This is a genomic window from Pseudomonas sp. BN607 (assembly GCF_029871175.1).
Taxonomy (GTDB): domain Bacteria; phylum Pseudomonadota; class Gammaproteobacteria; order Pseudomonadales; family Pseudomonadaceae; genus Aquipseudomonas.
Map to the genome: position 1 here is coordinate 147036 of NZ_SSOE01000022.1, position 16778 is coordinate 163813.

The window sequence follows — 16778 nt, forward strand, 5'->3', positions numbered from 1 at the left end:
AGTTAGATATTGCAATCGCCTGAAGCCAACCCATGCTGCAGAACATTCCCACCCACGTGATTGCCGGGCCGTTAGGTGCCGGCAAGACCACCCTGATCCGCCACCTGCTGGCCCAACGCCCTGCCAATGAACGCTGGGCGGTGTTGATCAACGAGTTCGGCCTGGTAGGCCTGGATGCGGCCTTGCTCAGCCGTGATGAAGACGGCATTGCCATCGGTGAAGTCGCGGGCGGCTGCCTGTGCTGCGTCAACGGTATGCCATTCCAGGTAGGGCTGGGCCGTTTGTTACGTAAATCCCGCCCTGATCGGTTGTTCATCGAGCCTTCTGGCTTGGGCCATCCGCTTCAGTTATTGGCCAAACTGCAAGCGGCGCCTTGGGCCGGAGTGCTGACAATTCAGCCGCTTTTGACTGTTCTGGATGCCCAGGCCATGGTTCGGAACGAGCCGCTTCCAGACGCCCAGCAGCAGGCATTCAACGCCTCGGATAATGTGATTTTCAACAAGTCTGAGGCTGTGGATGAATCATTTAAGTTGTTGATAACTAATAAATTTAAAGATAAGAAAATCATCTGGACCGTGCAAGGGGAGCTACCGCTTGAAGGCTTGCCGACAGCACCCTTGCAGATTGTTGACAGCCCATTTCGCGATATCGAGATTGTCGACAATCCTGAGAGTGCGCCAGCCGTCCTATGGACGGATGCCAGTCAGCCGATCTGTCTTGCCCAAGACGGGGAGGGAGGGTGGAGTATTGGCTGGCGCTGGCACCCCAGCCAGCAGTTTTATCCACAGCGGCTGGAAGCGTTCTTGCGCACTTGGCCCTGGCGTCGCGCCAAGGGAGTTATCCACAGTTTGGAAGGTTGGCAGTCATTCAATGGGCTGGACGGGAACTTACCCGCCTGGCAGCCCAGTGACTGGCGCAGAGACAGCCGGATCGAGCTGATTTTCGACCAGCCGCAAGACCAACCCGCATTGCACGCCGGATTGCGTGAATGCCATATCAGTTGATCAATTACGCCAGCGGTTGTGCTCCTGGCGCCACTGCTGCATCTCGATGACATTGCCGGTACGTGGCGGGGTCTTGATTTCGAACGGGTAGGGCGCAAGCTCGATATGCACGCTGTGCGCGCCAAACTGGGTCACCGTACCGGGGTGGCGCTGCTCGCCGGTGACGGTGAACTCGAAGGCGTAGATGCGCGCCAGGCGCTTGCGGCCGTTGGCATCGCGGACGAAGGCTATGCGCTTGAGCGCAACGGCGTCATCGAGCAGCTCAAGGTCGAGCTTGGCGCAATGCTGTTTGACCCGTTCCAGGGCTTTTTCGCGCAACCCGTGGTTGTGCCACAACCAGGCGCCTGCCGTGGCTACCAGCATCAGGACGAAGAGGTTCTCCAGGGTCAACATTTGCATATGCTCCAAACAGGTAGATCCAGCTTAACTGCGTCCCTGGCCTGTCGTACAGGTGGCAATCGAGTTCATACTGCGCTGCGCACAATTCTTGAAACAGCTTTGGAAACCTCCCGCATGAAACGTACCCCGCACCTGCTCGCCATCCAGTCCCATGTGGTGTTCGGCCACGCCGGCAACAGCGCCGCGGTGTTTCCCATGCAGCGTATCGGGGTCAATGTCTGGCCGCTCAATACCGTGCAGTTTTCCAATCACACACAGTATGGCCAGTGGTCGGGCGAAGTGCTTGCCCCGGCGCAAATTCCTGCGTTGGTGCAAGGCATTTCCAACATTGGCGAGTTGGGCCACTGCGATGCGGTGCTGTCGGGCTACCTGGGCAGTGCCGAACAGGGCCGGGCGATTTTGGCCGGCGTCGAGCGGATCAAGGCGGTGAACCCTAAAGCCTTGTACCTGTGCGACCCGGTCATGGGGCACCCGGAGAAGGGCTGCATCGTGCCACCGGAAGTCAGTGAGTTCCTGCTCGATGAAGCTGCTGCCAGGGCCGACATCCTGTGCCCCAACCAGCTGGAGCTGGATAGCTTCTGTGGGCGCCGCGCGCAGTCGCTTGAGGATTGCGTAGACATGGCGCGCAGCTTGCTGCAGCGCGGGCCGCAGGTGGTGCTGGTCAAGCACCTGGCTTACCCCGGCCGTGCCGAGGACCAGTTTGAAATGCTGCTGGTCACTGCCGAACACAGCTGGCACTTGCGCCGCCCGATGCTGGCGTTCCCACGTCAGCCGGTGGGGGTGGGGGACCTGACTTCCGGGTTGTTCCTGGCCCGCGTGCTGCTCGGCGATAGCTGGGTGCAGGCGTTTGAGTTCACCACCGCTGCGGTGCACGAAGTACTGCTGGAAACCCAGGCCTGCGCCAGCTACGAACTGCAGCTAATTCGGGCCCAGGACCGTATCGCGCATCCACGGGTGCGCTTCGAGGCGCAGTTGCTGGCGTTCTAGTTGGCGTCGGTTTTCAGGTCCTGGTAGCGCTTTTCCAGCTCCTGACGAATCTGGCGGCGCTGCTGGCCTTGCAGGAAGCGGCGCTTTTCTTCGCTGGTGTGCGGCTGGCGCGGCGGCACCGGCACCGGCCGGCGGTTGTCGTCGACCGCGACCATGGTGAAGAAGCAACTGTTCGAATGGCGCACCGAGCGCTCGCGGATGTTTTCGGTCACCACCTTGATACCCACCTCCATCGAGGTGTTGCCGGTGTAGTTGACCGATGCCAGGAAGGTCACCAGCTCTCCTACATGTACCGGTTCGCGGAAGATCACCTGGTCTACCGACAAAGTCACCACATAACTGCCGGCATAGCGGCTGGCGCACGCGTAGGCCACCTCGTCGAGGTACTTGAGCAGGGTGCCGCCATGTACGTTGCCAGAAAAGTTGGCCATGTCCGGGGTCATCAGGACGGTCATGCTCAGCTGGGCGTTTCCAGGTTCCATAGTGTGCTCACGGTTAGGTTGCGCTGAATCGGGCGAGTGGAGGGCGTTATCTGCTGACACTTCTGTTCCCCTCTTTTGAATATGCCTTGCGGATACGGGACGTTGGCTGACGCGCCATCGTCACGCTGATCATGCCATCAGCGGTGCTTTTCCGGCCGATCTGTTTCTGCATATTGCATCGGCTTTTTGCCGCGTATCGCGATGTTACCCTGAGTACGCCCATGCAATGTGGGCCTTCCGGCATTCAATACAGTATGTACGTGCTGCTCGCTCAAGGACGCCTTGGCAGCGGAGCGGTCTGCCCAGGCATCCAGAAAAAGACGAGAAAAGGAGTATCACGCCATGCATGCCATCAGCTTCATCCAGGACCTGGCAGTCATCATGCTGGTCGCTGGCGTGGTGACCATTCTGTTCCACCGGTTCAAGCAGCCGGTGGTGCTGGGCTACATTGTCGCCGGCTTCATCATCGGCCCGCACACCCCGCCGTTCGGCCTGATCCACGATGAAGACACCATCAAGACCCTGGCCGAACTGGGGGTGATCTTCTTGATGTTCTGTCTGGGGCTTGAGTTCAGCTTGCGCAAGCTGTTCAAGGTGGGGGCTACTGCATTTATCGCGGCGTTCCTGGAAATCGTGCTGATGATCTGGATCGGTTTCGAGATCGGCCGCTGGTTCGGCTGGAACACCATGGACTCACTGTTCCTTGGCGCCATCCTGGCCATTTCTTCGACCACCATCATCGTCAAGGCGCTCAACGACCTGAAGATGAAAAACGAGCGCTTTGCCCAGCTGATCTTCGGTGTGTTGATCGTCGAGGACATCCTTGGCATCGGCATCATCGCCCTGCTCTCGGGCATCGCCGTCAGCGGCACGGTCAGCTCGGGCGAGGTGTTCTCCACCGTCGGCAAGCTGTCGCTGTTCATGATCGTTGCCTTGGTCATCGGCATCCTGCTGGTGCCAAGGCTGTTGGCCTATGTGGCCAAGTTCGAAAGCAACGAGATGTTGCTGATTACCGTGCTGGGCCTGTGTTTCGGCTTCTGCCTGCTGGTAGTGAAACTGGAGTACAGCATGGTGTTAGGCGCCTTCCTGATCGGCGCGATCATGGCCGAGTCGCGCCAGTTGCTGAAGATCGAGCGTCTGATCGAGCCGGTACGCGACCTGTTCAGCGCCATCTTCTTCGTTGCCATCGGTCTGATGATCGACCCGCAGGTACTGGTCGACTACGCCTGGCCAATCGTGGTCATCACCCTTGCCGTAGTACTGGGCAAGATGCTGTCCTGCGGCATGGGGGCGTTCATTGCAGGCAATGACGGACGGACCTCGTTGCGCGTGGGCATGGGCCTTTCGCAAATCGGGGAGTTCTCTTTCATCATCGCTGCACTGGGCATGACCCTGCAGGTAACCAGCGACTTCCTCTACCCGGTGGCGGTCGCCGTATCGGCAATCACCACGCTGCTGACGCCGTACCTGATCCGTGCTGCCGACCCGCTGTCGCAGAAGCTGGGCAATGTGGTGCCCCGCCGCCTGGCGCGGGTGTTGTCGTTATATGGCGAGTGGCTGCGCAACATTCAGCCGCAGGGCGAGAGCGCCATGGTGGCGGCCATGATCCGGCGCATTCTGTTGCAGGTGGGGGTTAATCTGGCGTTGGTCATCGCCATCTTCTTCAGTGGTGGCTACTTCGCCGGGCGTATCGGCAACTGGCTCAGTGAATGGGTAAGCGATGCCAGCCAACAGAAAGCAGTGATCTGGGGCGCGGCGTTGTTGCTGTCGCTGCCATTTTTGATCGCCGCGTACCGCAAACTCAAGGCGCTGTCGATGCTGCTGGCGGAGATGGGTGTGAAACCGGAAATGGCCGGGCGGCATACCCAGCGTGTGCGCCGTGTGATTGCCGAGGTCATTCCGCTCTTGTCGCTGCTGGTGATTTTCTTGCTGCTATCAGCGTTGTCGGCGAGCATCCTGCCGACCAATGAATTGCTGCTGGTCATTGCCGTAGTGGCTGCGGTGGTGGTGGCGCTGTTGTGGCGCTGGTTCATCCGCGTGCATACGCGGATGCAGATTGCCTTGCTCGAGACGCTGGAAAACAGCCGCGAGAATTCGCACTGAGAAGGGATCACGCTCCCTGCGCAAGCTTTCACCGTCGTCCGAGGGGATGGAGCGGTAGCGATGTCGCCAGACGCAGAAAGCCTGGCGATTTTACTACATAGATGGCACCAAGCCATACGGCCCGGTCTCGGCCTCATCCAGGGTTGAATCAGCTCTCCAGCCAGACATCCCGCGCCCAGTGCCACACCGATTCCCAGCTTTCCTCGCCGACGATTTCGTCTTCTGCGCTCCACAGCACCACGGTTCCGTCTTCTTCGACGCAGTAATAGTCGTCGCCGTCCTGGCACAACGGGATCAGCTCACGGGGTACGCCCGCATCCCAAGCGGTAGCGGCAACTTCTGGCAGGTACGTGTGTGAATGTGGGTCAGTACAGGTCACGGGCTCAAGGGAGCCGTAAACCACGTCACTCACGGTTAGCAGAAATTCCTTGAACACGTATGGAATGTTAATGAACAGCTGTTCTTCGATCTCTACCAGCTGGTCCTCATCGGGCAGCTCCAGAGGCACCGGTACCGGCTCATTGGCTTCACGGAGTTGTTCGATCACTTCTTCCACGGTTCACTTCCTCTGACCTAGATGACAACGCTGCGCGTTATACCCTAGTAGGCCACTCTGGCAAAAGCAAAAACCCCGGAGCAGGTCCGGGGTTTTTGGTGCAGCACTCAGCGGTTAGCCGTTTTGACGGATACCGGCAACCAGCCACGGCTGGTTCTCGCCCGGGGCGCGAACCATGTGCCAGCTTTCGCTGAACACTTCGCCTTGGTCGAAGCGCGAGTTCTTCGACACGCCACGGAAGGTCAGGGTAGCGTCGGTGCGGTCGGCGCGATCGTCGACGCCGTCCAGCTGCACTTCGAGGTTATCGATGTAGGTGGACTGGAAGCCGTCACCCAGTTCGGCACGCTCGCGCTTGAGGAACTCAAGCATTTGCGGGGTGACGAACTCGGCGATCTTGTCCATTTCATTGGCATCCCAGTGCTGCTGCAGCGACTGGAAGTGGTTACGGGCGGCAGCCAGGAAGCTCTGCTCATTGAACCAGGCTGGGGCGTTGATCACCGGGGCAGCGGCGGCGGCAGGCGCAGCCGAACCACCGAAGATCGACGGCTGGGCAGGCTGACCGTGAGCTTCACGCTGCATGGGTGCGTGGCCCGGCATGGCCATTTGCGGCTGCTGCTGGCGACGGCGTGCGGCGATGAAGCGGAACACCAGGAAGGCGATGAGCGCAATGATCAGGAAGTCCATGATCTGGAAGCCTTCGAAACCGTCGCCCATGAACATGGACGCCAGCAGGCCACCCGCGGCCAGGCCGGCGAGTGGGCCCAACCAGCGCGAAGCACCGCTGGCCGCCGGAGCTGCACGACCAGGAGCGGTCGGCGCGGCGGCAGGCGTGGTTGGCGTGGCCTGGCGGGTCTGGTGGATAGGCGCGGAGCCCGAGCTCTTGCCGCCGCCGAAACGCTTGGCGTTGGCGTCCAGGCTCAGCGTCAGGCCGACGCAGAGCGCCAGAGCGATGCTAAGAAAACGTTGCATAAGTGGGATATCCCCTATTGTGGATTGCACGCGCATCATGTTGCACAGGTTCGTGGCCGCATGACCAGCAACATAATGTTTCGAGCTTTTGCCTGAAGTTGCAAACCTGGCAGTCCAGGCTCTTGCAGGTGCAGCCAGTGGCAGGTTCAGAGGGCCTCGAGCTTGGCGTACCCCAGCATCAGCCACTTGCTGCCTTCGGCAAAATTCACCTGCACCCGTGCCTGCGCGCCGGAGCCCTCGAAGTTGAGGATTACACCCTCGCCAAACACCGCATGCTGCACCCGCTGGCCGAGGTTGAAGGCGGTCTGTGGAATGCTGGCGTTGGCGAACAAGTTGCTGTTGGAGGCCGTTTTCGCGCCGCCGAACGGGCGGCTGACGCTGTTGGACAGGCGCACTTCCTGAACCAGACCCGCCGGAATCTCGCGTACGAAACGCGACACCTTGTTGTAGGTCTCACTGCCGTACAGGCGACGTGTTTCGGCGTAGGTCATCACCAGTTGGCGCATGGCTCGGGTGATGCCCACATAGGCCAGGCGGCGTTCCTCTTCCAGGCGGCCAGGTTCTTCCAGGCTCATCTTGTGCGGGAACAGGCCTTCTTCCATACCCACCAGGAACACATACGGGAACTCCAGACCCTTGGCGCTGTGCAGGGTCATCAGCTGGATACTGTCTTCATGCTCGTCGGCTTGGGTATCGCCGGCTTCCAGCGAGGCGTGGCCAAGGAAGGCGGAAAGCGGCGAGAGGTCGGCGTCTTCTTCTGTGGATTCGAAGTTGCGCGCTGCGCTGACCAGTTCCTCAAGGTTTTCTACCCGTGCCTGGCCTTTTTCACCCTTTTCTTCCTGGTGATAGGTGATCAGTCCGGACTGCTCGATAGTGGTCTGGGTCATGGTATGCAGCGGCATGTCCACCACCTTGGTCGCCAGCCCCTCGATCAGCTCGACGAAGGCGCCCAGGGCACTGGCGGCGCGGCCTTTCAGGGCCTTGGCGGCCAGCAGCTGGCACATGGCTTCCCACATGGAGAGCTGGCTGTGGCGGGCGTGCTCGCGGATGGCCTCGACGGTTTTTTCGCCAATGCCGCGCGGCGGCACATTGATTACCCGTTCCAGGGCGGCATCGTTGCCACGCCCCTCGATCAACCGCAGGTATGCCATGGCGTTCTTGATTTCGGCGCGTTCGAAGAAACGCTGGCCGCCATAGATCCGGTAGGGAATGCGTTCGCGCAGCAAGGCTTCTTCCAGCACCCGCGACTGGGCGTTGGAGCGGTACAGAATGGCGATTTCGTTACGCGTATTCCCCTGCTTGACCAGGCTTTCAATGGTTTCGACCACGTAGCGCGCTTCGTCATGCTCGTTGTAGGCCGCGTACAGGGTCAGCGGTTCGCCTTCGCCCATGTCGGTCCACAGCTCCTTGCCCAGGCGGCCGCTGTTGTTGGCGATCAGTGCGTTGGCCGCCTTGAGGATGCCGCCGGTGGAGCGGTAGTTCTGCTCCAGGCGGATCATTTCGGCGTCGGGGAAATCGGCGGTGTATTGGTGAATGTTCTCGATCTTGGCGCCACGCCAGCCGTAGATCGACTGATCATCATCGCCCACCGCCATCAGGCTGGCACCACCACGCGCCAGCAAGCGTAGCCAGGCGTACTGAACGGCGTTGGTGTCCTGGAACTCGTCTACAAGCACATGTTGGAAGCGCCGCTGGTAGTGCTCCAGCAGGCCGGGGTGGTCGCGCCACAGGTCCAGGGCGCGGAGCAGCAGTTCGGAGAAATCGATGACACCGGCACGTTCGCAGGCCTGTTCGTAGGCGGTATAGACTTCGCGCATGGTCGCCAGGAACAGGTCGCCGCCAGCCTGAATATGCTGCGGGCGCAGGCCCTCGTCCTTCTGTCCGTTGATGAACCATTGGGCCTGGCGTGCTGGCCACTTCTGCTCGTCCAGGCCCAGCTCGCGCATCACCCGCTTGATCAGACGCTGCTGGTCGTCGCTGTCGAGGATCTGAAAGTTCTGCACCAGCCGCGCTTCCTGCCAGTGAGCCCGAAGCAGGCGATGGGCGAGGCCGTGGAAGGTGCCGACCCACATGCCTGCCGGGTTGATGCCCAGCAGTTGCTCGATCCGCTGGCGCATTTCTGCTGCGGCCTTGTTGGTGAAGGTCACCGACAGGATCGAGTGCGGCGAGGCCTGCTCCACCTGGATCAACCAGGCGATGCGGTGCACCAGCACGCGGGTTTTACCGGAACCGGCGCCGGCAAGCACCAGTTGACGCCCCAGCGTGGCCGCTACGGCCTGGCGTTGGGCATCGTTGAGGGAGTTCAGCAGGAGGGAGAGGTCGTCTGTGCGCATCGGGCCATTCTAGGGCGAGGCAAGGGCAGGGGCAAATGCCTACTGTATAAATGTTCACCTCTCGCGCTGCCACCCATCGGCCAGGACGGTTCTGGTTTTCACGATGGGTGCAGGGTGCTCAGCGCAACCATGCCCTGCCGGTATGTGCCAGCAACTGATTGGCCTGCTCCGGGCCATTGCTGCCAGCAGCGTAGGGCCGAGGTGCCTGAAAGTGCTCTTCCCAGCCCTTGAGCATGGAATCGACCCAGGCCCAGGCTGCTTCCACTTCGTCGCGGCGCATGAACAGTGTCGAATCGCCTTCCAGCACATCCAGCAACAGGCGCTCGTAGGCTTCCCAGCGACGAGTCTGGCTGAATACCTGAGCCAGGTTCAAGTCCAGGTCCACCGGCTCCAGGCGCATGCCTTTGCCCGGGCTCTTGGTCATCATGCGCAGGCTGATGCGTTCGTCCGGTTGCAGCTGAATCAGCAACTGGTTGACTTGGCCCCCGCTGAACAGCTCGTGCGGTACCGGTTTGAACTGGATGACGATCTGCGACGAACGCCGCGCCATGCGCTTTCCGGTACGCAAGTAGAACGGCACGCCCGCCCAGCGCCAGTTGTCGATGTGGGCCTCGATAGCGACGAAGGTTTCAGTGTCGCTGTCGTTGTCGACGTCCTTTTCGAAGTAGTAGGCCGGCACTTCCTGGCCGCCGATTCGCCCGGCCCCATACTGGCCGCGCACGGTCTTGTCCTGCACGTCCTGGCCGGTGATCGGCTTGAGCGCGCGCAGGATCTTCACCTTTTCGTCGCGTACCGCCTCGGCCTCGAACTGCGCCGGTGGCTCCATGGCCACCAGGCACAGCAGCTGCAGAAGGTGGTTTTGCAGCATGTCGCGGATTGCCCCGGCGCGGTCGTAGTAGGCACCGCGGTTCTCTACACCCAGCGTTTCGCAGACGCTGATCTGCACATGATCGACCTGGCTGTTGCGCCACACCGGCTCCAGCAGGGCGTTGGCGAAGCGCAGCGCCATCAGGTTCTGCACGGTTTCCTTGCCCAGGTAGTGGTCGATGCGGAACACCTGGTTTTCCTCGAACACCGCGCCAATCGCTTCGTTGATGGCAGTGGCCGATTCCAGCGAGTGGCCGATGGGCTTTTCCAGCACGATGCGCGCTTCGCTGTCGGCCAGGCCGGCAACGCGCAGGTGGTTGGCAATCGGTACGAACAGGTTGGGTGCCGTGGCCAGGTAAAAGATGCGCGTCAGCCCGCCTGGCTCGCCCAGGTAGCGTGCCAGGCGGCCAAAGTCGGCGCTCTGCGAGGCATCCATGGGAAAATAGTCGAGCCGCGCGGAAAACCGCTGCCAGACTTCTTCGTCGAAGTCGCTGCGGGCAACCTGTGCACGGCAATGGCGTTCGGCGAGTTTCAGGTAGTCGTTGCGTGGCAAGTTGCGTCGGGCCAGCGCGATGACCCGCACGGCAGGGTTCAGACGGGCCTCGCGGAACAGGTGGTAGAGCGCCGGAAGCAATTTGTGCAGGGCCAGATCGCCGGTGCCGCCGAAGACCAGAATGTCGCAAGGAATAGTCAAACCGCCACTCTCCACGTTCGTTTAACTGGGCGGGTTGGCGTCCATGTAGTATAACTACAAGAAAGCTACAACCCGGCCAGCCGATCATAACCGAGTCCCGCCCGTGAATCTGTTGCAACATATCGCCCAATCGCGCCACCTGCTGCGCAAATCGGAATTGAAAGTGGCCGACCATGTGCTGCTCGACCCGGCTGCCGTCATGCACAGCTCAATGGCCGACTTGGCGCACAGCGTGGGTATCAGCGAGCCGACCATCGTGCGATTCTGCCGAGCCATCGGCTGCTCGGGCTTTCAGGACCTGAAGCTGAAGCTGGCGCAAAGCCTGGCTGCCGGGGCCAGTTTCGGCCAGTTCGCCATCCATGAAGACGACTCGGTCGCCGACTACAGCCTGAAGATTTTCGACACCACCCTGCACACCCTGATGGAAGTGCGCGAGCATCTCGACCCGCAGGCGCTGCAACAGGCGGTGAGCGCCATGGCCCAGGCGCAGCGTGTGGAGTTCTACGGGTTTGGTGCCTCCGGCGCGGTGGCGGCCGATGCCCAGCACAAGTTCTTCCGCCTGCTGCTCAGCGCGGCGGCATATTCCGACCCGCACATGCAGGCAATGTCGGCCGTTACCCTGAAACCAGGCGATGTGGCGGTGTGCATTTCCCAGTCGGGCCGCTCCAAAGACCTGCTGATCACCGCCAACCTGGTGCGTGAGAGCGGTGCCAACCTGATAACCCTGTGCCCCAGCCAGACGCCTCTGGCCGAGTTGTCGACCGTCAACCTGGCGATCGACGTGCATGAAGACACCGAAATCTATACCCCGCTGACCTCGCGGATCGCCCACCTGGTAGTGATCGACGTGCTGGCCATGGGCGTGGCCATGGCGCGCGGGCCGAGCCTGGTCAACCACCTCAAGAGCGTGAAGCGCAGCTTGCGCAGCCTGCGTTTGTCGCCCAAGTCGATCAAGGCTACCGACGATTGAGATGAATGGCCTGTGCTGGCCTTATGGCTGGCACAGGCAGTGAAGATTCACGATTTTGTCACCATTCCTCAGCCAAACCGTAAACCTCTAAGGCCAGTCTGAAGTTCCCGCATCCTATCTGGGAGACAGGCAATGGCTCGTGACTTCGACGGAACGTACCAACCCAACGCCAAAGCTCGCAAGCAGCAGGAAAAGGACCAGCGCCGCATGGAGTACCGCCGCGCGATCGAGAGCTATTGCGACCAGCGGCAGCTGCTGCGCGACTTGGCGGATTACCCCGAGCTGCAGGAACTCACGGTGTGGCAGGCGTCGGCGGCAATTTCCCCGAAAAACGCTCAACCAGCGCGCTGATCAACGCACGTTCGCCGCGGATGAACGCCAGAAAGGCCAAGGCCACCGGTGACTGCCGCTTGGCCTTGGCCTGAACCACGCACCAACTGCGGTACAGGGGCAGCTCCTCCACGGGCAGCTCTTTCAGTACGCCCGTAGCCAGCTCGAGGTTCACCGCATGGCGGGTCAACAGGGCGATGCCCAGCCCGGCGATCACGCATTCGCGTTGGGCATCGGCCGAGGCCACTTCGAGGGTTTGGGTGAAGTGCACGCGCTTGTCCTTGAAGTACTCTTCACACGCCTTGCGCGTGCCCGAGCCCTGCTCGCGCACCAGCAGGGTGTGAGGCTCCAGATCCTGCAGGCGCAGTTGTTCCAGTTTGCACAGCGGGTGCTCGGGGGGAGCAACGGCAATTATCGGGTTGTTGAGGAACGGCAGAAACTCCAGGCCCATGTCCTGCGGCACCATGGACATGATGATCAGGTCGTCGCGGTTGTCGGAAAGGCGGCGGATGGCCTGAGCGCGGTTGACCACCGTGAGGGTCAGGTTGACCTCCGGGTGACGCTGCTTGAAGGCGGCGAACAGGTGTGGCACGAAGTACTTGGCACTGGACTCGATCGCCAGCTTCAACTGCCCCTGCAGTGAGCCCTGCATGTCCGACAACTGCATGTCCAGGCTCTCCAGCCGCCCGAAGATGTCACGGCTGGCGCGCTGCAGGGCCTCGGCCGCTTCGGTCAGGTACAGCTTTTTGCCCACATACTCGAACAGCGGCTGGCCAATCAGCTCTTCAAGCTGGCGGATTTGTAGACTTACGGCGGGTTGCGTCAGCGCCATCTCCTCGGCCGCCCGGCTATAAGAACGCAAATCGCATACCTCATTGAAGATCTGCAATTGACGCAAAGTCATACGCATCAAGGACTTACGCATTTTATAGGGGCTCTTCGGCAATACCTTGTTACCTAACTATAAGCTTTTGCTAATACAGCCCCTAACAAATATTGATTTTTGTTTATCGACCTACAGCGCTAGGGTGAATGTGCGACTGGCCAGCAACGTCTGGTCACGCGCCGACCGGTAGAACCGGCTCGACTGTTCCTACGGCTTTGGGAAGACTCCAGTGATAAAAAAAATCCTGATCGCCAACCGGGGTGAAATCGCAGTTCGGATCGTGCGTGCCTGCGCCGAGATGGGCATTCGCTCGGTAGCGATCTATTCCGACGCCGACCGCCACGCCTTGCATGTCAAGCGTGCCGACGAAGCACACAGCATTGGTGCCGAGCCACTGGCCGGTTACCTGAACCCGCGCAAGCTGGTGAACCTGGCTGTGGAAACAGGCTGCGATGCCCTGCACCCGGGCTATGGTTTCCTGTCGGAAAACGCCGAACTGGCAGAGATCTGCGCCGAGCGCGGAATCAAGTTCATCGGCCCGGCCGCCGACGTGATTCGCCGCATGGGCGACAAGACCGAAGCGCGCCGCACCATGATCGCCGCTGGTGTGCCGGTAACCCCGGGCACTGAAGGCAACGTGGCCGATATCCATGAAGCCCTGAGTGAGGGTGAGCGCATTGGTTACCCGGTGATGCTCAAGGCTACCTCCGGTGGTGGCGGCCGAGGCATTCGTCGCTGCAACAGCCGTGAAGAACTGGAACAGAACTTCCCACGGGTAATTTCCGAGGCGACCAAGGCCTTTGGTTCGGCCGAAGTGTTCCTGGAAAAGTGCATCGTCAACCCCAAGCACATCGAAGCGCAGATCCTCGGTGACAGCTTCGGCAACGTGGTGCACCTGTTCGAGCGCGACTGCTCGATCCAGCGCCGTAACCAGAAGCTCATCGAAATTGCCCCAAGCCCACAGCTCACCCCCGAGCAGCGCGCCTACATCGGCGACCTGGCGGTGCGTGCAGCCAAGGCGGTGAACTACGAGAACGCCGGTACCGTGGAGTTCCTGCTCGCCGATGGCGAGGTGTACTTCATGGAAATGAACACCCGGGTGCAGGTGGAACACACCATCACCGAAGAAATTACCGGTATCGACATTGTCCGTGAGCAGATCCGCATTGCGTCTGGCCTGCCGCTTTCGGTGAAGCAGGAAGATATCCAGCACCGCGGTTATGCGCTGCAGTTCCGTATCAACGCGGAAGACCCCAAAAACAACTTCCTGCCCAGCTTCGGCAAGATCACCCGTTACTACGCCCCCGGTGGCCCGGGCGTGCGTACCGATACGGCGATCTACACCGGCTACACCATTCCACCGTTCTACGACTCCATGTGCCTGAAACTGGTGGTGTGGGCGTTGACCTGGGAAGAAGCCATGGACCGCGGCCTGCGGGCCCTGGACGACATGCGCGTGCAAGGGGTGAAGACCACCGCCGCGTACTACCAGGAAATTCTGCGCAATCCGGAATTCCGTAGCGGCCAGTTCAACACCAGCTTCGTTGAAAGCCACCCGGAACTGACCAACTACTCGATCAAGCGCAAACCCGAAGAGCTGGCCCTGGCCATCGCCGCCGCCATCGCCGCCCACGCAGGCCTGTGAGGAACCCCATAATGTCCAAGAAAATTCACGTAACCGACACGATCCTGCGCGACGCCCACCAGTCCCTGCTGGCTACCCGCATGCGTACCGAAGACATGCTGCCGATCTGCGACAAGCTCGACAAGGTTGGCTACTGGTCGCTGGAAATGTGGGGCGGCGCCACTTTCGACGCCTGTGTGCGCTTCCTCAAGGAAGACCCGTGGGAGCGACTGCGCAAGCTGCGTGCAGCGCTGCCCAACACCCGCCTGCAAATGCTGCTGCGCGGCCAGAACCTGCTGGGCTACCGCCACTACAGCGATGACGTGGTCAAGGCCTTCGTTGCCAAGGCGGCGGTCAACGGCATTGACGTGTTCCGCATTTTCGACGCCATGAACGACGTGCGTAACCTGCGTGTGGCCATCGAGGCGGTCAAGGCTGCCGGTAAACACGCTCAGGGCACCATCGCCTACACCGTCAGCCCGGTGCATACCATCGAAGCCTTCGTGAACCAGGCCAAGCAGATGGAAGCCATGGGTTGTGACTCGATCGCGATCAAGGACATGGCCGGCCTGCTGACGCCGTTCGCTACCGGCGAACTCGTCCGGGCGCTGAAGGCCGAGCAGTCGCTGCCGGTGTTCATCCACTCGCACGACACCGCCGGCCTGGCTGCCATGTGCCAGCTCAAGGCTGTGGAAAACGGCGCTGACCACATCGACACCGCCATCTCCAGCTTCGCCTGGGGCACCAGCCACCCGGGTACCGAGTCGATGGTTGCTGCGCTCAAAGGCAGCGAGTTCGACACCGGCCTGGACCTGGAACTGCTGCAGGAAATCGGCCTGTACTTCTATGCCGTGCGCAAGAAGTACCACCAGTTCGAGAGCGAGTTCACCGCCGTGGACACGCGTGTGCAGGTCAACCAAGTGCCGGGCGGCATGATTTCCAACCTCGCCAACCAGCTCAAGGAGCAGGGCGCGCTCAACCGCATGAACGAAGTACTGGCCGAGATCCCGCGTGTGCGTGAAGACCTTGGTTTCCCGCCGTTGGTAACCCCGACTTCGCAGATCGTTGGTACCCAGGCGTTCTTCAACGTGCTGGCCGGCGAGCGCTACAAGACCATCACCAACGAGGTGAAGCTGTACCTGCAAGGCGGTTACGGCAAGGCCCCGGGCGTGGTCAACGAGCAACTGCGCCGCCAGGCCATCGGCAGCGAGGAAGTGATCGACGTGCGCCCAGCCGACCTGCTGAAGCCGGAAATGGCCAAGCTGCGTGGCGACATCGGCGCCCTGGCGCGTTGCGAAGAAGACGTGCTGACCTTTGCCATGTTCCCGGACATCGGCCGCAAGTTCCTTGAAGAGCGCGAAGCCGGCACGCTGACCCCTGAAGCCCTGCTGCCGATTCCGGAAGCCGGTGCCGTGGCGGCCCCTGGCGGGGAAGGCGTACCGACCGAGTTCGTCATTGACGTGCATGGCGAAACCTACCGCGTCGACATTACTGGCGTGGGTGTGAAGGCCGAAGGCAAGCGTCACTTCTACCTGTCGATCGACGGCATGCCCGAAGAAGTGGTGTTCGAGCCGCTCAACGAGTTTGTCGGCGGTGGCGGCAGCAAGCGCAAGCAAGCGAGCGCGCCGGGCCACGTCAGCACCAACATGCCAGGCAACATCGTCGATGTGCTGGTCAAGGAAGGCGACATGGTCAAGGCCGGCCAAGCGGTGCTGATCACCGAAGCCATGAAGATGGAGACCGAAGTGCAGGCCGCCATCGCTGGCAAGGTCGTGGCCATCCATGTGGCCAAGGGCGACCGTGTGACGCCGGGTGAGATCCTGATCGAGATCGAGGGCTGATTCAGCCCCCTTCATCTACAAGCGGTTTACCTCTGGGGAGCGGATGCTCCCCTTTTTTTCAGCCTTTGCGGCACACCTCAAGGGTTTCAACCTGCCCACCCGGTTGCTGATTCGTTTCGCTCAACCACCGCTCAAACCCAGCAGCCACTTGCGGCCACTCATCATCGGTAATCGAATACCACGCCGTATCGCGGTTGTGGTCTTTCACGACCAGGTGCTTGCGGAACACCCCTTCGAACACAAAACCAAAGCGCTCCGCCGCGCGCTTGGAGCGGGCGTTGGCGTTGTTGCACTTCCACTCCAGCCGGCGGTTACCCAGCTCGAAGCCCAGTTTGCCCAGCAGGTACACCGCCTCGGTGCCCTTTGGCGTGCGTTGCATGGCAGCGCCGAAGGCGATGTGGCCGATTTCGATGCGGCCGTGGTCGGGCACGATCGACATCAGGCTGAGAATTCCCTGGGCCTGGCCGCTGGGGCGGTCGATGACGGTGTAGTACAGCGGGTCGCGGCCTGCGGCGTTACCTTCCAGCCAGTGGTCGAAAGCGGCACGTTCGCTGAATGGGCCATAGGGTAGGTAGTCCCATAGCACGGGGTCTGAGCTCGGGCCTTGCAGTACCTCCCAGAGGTCATCGCCATGGCGTGCGGGCTCAAGCTTTTCCAGGCGAATGAAGCGGCCCTCTATCGGCTCGGCCTGGGGCGTTGCGGCGGGTTTCCAGTTCAGTGCATCTGTCATGTT

The 16778-nt window shown here is 61.1% G+C and carries 15 protein-coding genes; 7 read left to right on the forward strand and 8 right to left on the reverse strand.

The genetic code is table 11. From position 1 onward, the window contains the following. Window positions 1-32 precede the first annotated feature (32 nt). On the forward strand, window positions 33-1004 hold the full coding sequence (locus E8E68_RS03660) for a CobW family GTP-binding protein (RefSeq protein WP_280339761.1): 972 nt from the start codon (window positions 33-35) through the stop codon (window positions 1002-1004). On the opposite strand, the gene E8E68_RS03665 is transcribed toward E8E68_RS03660, so the two are convergent. Next, window positions 1005-1397: a DUF3301 domain-containing protein gene (locus E8E68_RS03665; protein ID WP_266032120.1), complete on the reverse strand. Its 393-nt coding sequence runs from the start codon at window positions 1395-1397 to the stop codon at window positions 1005-1007. Window positions 1398-1517: 120 nt separating this feature from the next. Here E8E68_RS03665 and pdxY point away from each other — a divergent pair, with 120 nt between their 5' ends. Then, a complete protein-coding gene (gene pdxY / locus E8E68_RS03670) occupies window positions 1518-2390 on the forward strand; it encodes a pyridoxal kinase PdxY (RefSeq protein ID WP_280339763.1) in 873 nt (290 codons plus the stop codon). On the opposite strand, the gene E8E68_RS03675 is transcribed toward pdxY, so the two are convergent. Further along, complete coding sequence (locus E8E68_RS03675) at window positions 2387-2872, reverse strand: acyl-CoA thioesterase (protein WP_110743466.1); 486 nt, start codon at window positions 2870-2872, stop codon at window positions 2387-2389. The genes pdxY and E8E68_RS03675 overlap by 4 nt on opposite strands. Window positions 2873-3214: 342 nt before the next feature. On the opposite strand from E8E68_RS03675, the gene E8E68_RS03680 reads away from it, so the two are divergent. Beyond that, window positions 3215-4975 (forward strand): cation:proton antiporter, encoded by a 1761-nt coding sequence (locus E8E68_RS03680; RefSeq protein ID WP_266032122.1) that lies wholly within the window; start codon window positions 3215-3217, stop codon window positions 4973-4975. Window positions 4976-5123: 148 nt separating this feature from the next. On the opposite strand, the gene E8E68_RS03685 is transcribed toward E8E68_RS03680, so the two are convergent. The 4 genes from E8E68_RS03685 to zwf all read right to left on the reverse strand — a co-directional run bounded on the left by E8E68_RS03685 (window position 5124) and on the right by zwf (window position 10394). Continuing rightward, a complete protein-coding gene (locus tag E8E68_RS03685) occupies window positions 5124-5531 on the reverse strand; it encodes an SMI1/KNR4 family protein (RefSeq protein ID WP_110743464.1) in 408 nt (135 codons plus the stop codon). Window positions 5532-5645: 114 nt separating this feature from the next. Next, window positions 5646-6500 (reverse strand): TIM44-like domain-containing protein, encoded by an 855-nt coding sequence (locus E8E68_RS03690; protein WP_110743463.1) that lies wholly within the window; start codon window positions 6498-6500, stop codon window positions 5646-5648. Between the two features lie 146 nt (window positions 6501-6646). Beyond that, window positions 6647-8833, reverse strand: coding sequence for a DNA helicase II (gene uvrD, locus E8E68_RS03695; protein WP_266032123.1), 2187 nt, complete (start codon window positions 8831-8833; stop codon window positions 6647-6649). 118 nt (window positions 8834-8951) lie between these two features. Continuing rightward, entirely contained in the window at window positions 8952-10394 is a 1443-nt protein-coding gene (gene zwf, locus E8E68_RS03700; RefSeq protein ID WP_266032124.1) for a glucose-6-phosphate dehydrogenase, read from the reverse strand. A 103-nt stretch (window positions 10395-10497) separates the two neighbouring features. Between zwf and hexR the strand changes: the two genes are divergently transcribed. Beyond that, window positions 10498-11364 carry a transcriptional regulator HexR gene (gene hexR, locus E8E68_RS03705; RefSeq protein ID WP_003253273.1) on the forward strand — a complete coding sequence of 289 codons (867 nt, stop codon included), beginning with the start codon at window positions 10498-10500 and terminating at the stop codon, window positions 11362-11364. Window positions 11365-11496: 132 nt separating this feature from the next. Then, window positions 11497-11715, forward strand: a complete 219-nt coding sequence (locus E8E68_RS03710) for a hypothetical protein (protein WP_110743460.1) — start codon at window positions 11497-11499, stop codon at window positions 11713-11715. On the opposite strand, the gene E8E68_RS03715 is transcribed toward E8E68_RS03710, so the two are convergent. Beyond that, window positions 11657-12604: a LysR family transcriptional regulator gene (locus tag E8E68_RS03715; protein WP_280339843.1), complete on the reverse strand. Its 948-nt coding sequence runs from the start codon at window positions 12602-12604 to the stop codon at window positions 11657-11659. The genes E8E68_RS03710 and E8E68_RS03715 overlap by 59 nt on opposite strands. A 205-nt stretch (window positions 12605-12809) precedes the next feature. Here E8E68_RS03715 and E8E68_RS03720 point away from each other — a divergent pair, with 205 nt between their 5' ends. Continuing rightward, window positions 12810-14225 (forward strand): acetyl-CoA carboxylase biotin carboxylase subunit, encoded by a 1416-nt coding sequence (locus tag E8E68_RS03720; protein ID WP_016489867.1) that lies wholly within the window; start codon window positions 12810-12812, stop codon window positions 14223-14225. A gap of 11 nt (window positions 14226-14236) precedes the next feature. Further along, entirely contained in the window at window positions 14237-16045 is a 1809-nt protein-coding gene (oadA, locus tag E8E68_RS03725) for a sodium-extruding oxaloacetate decarboxylase subunit alpha (RefSeq protein WP_110743457.1), read from the forward strand. Window positions 16046-16103: 58 nt separating this feature from the next. On the opposite strand, the gene E8E68_RS03730 is transcribed toward oadA, so the two are convergent. Next, window positions 16104-16775: a GNAT family protein gene (locus E8E68_RS03730; RefSeq protein WP_280339773.1), complete on the reverse strand. Its 672-nt coding sequence runs from the start codon at window positions 16773-16775 to the stop codon at window positions 16104-16106. Between the last annotated feature and the right edge of the window lie 3 nt (window positions 16776-16778).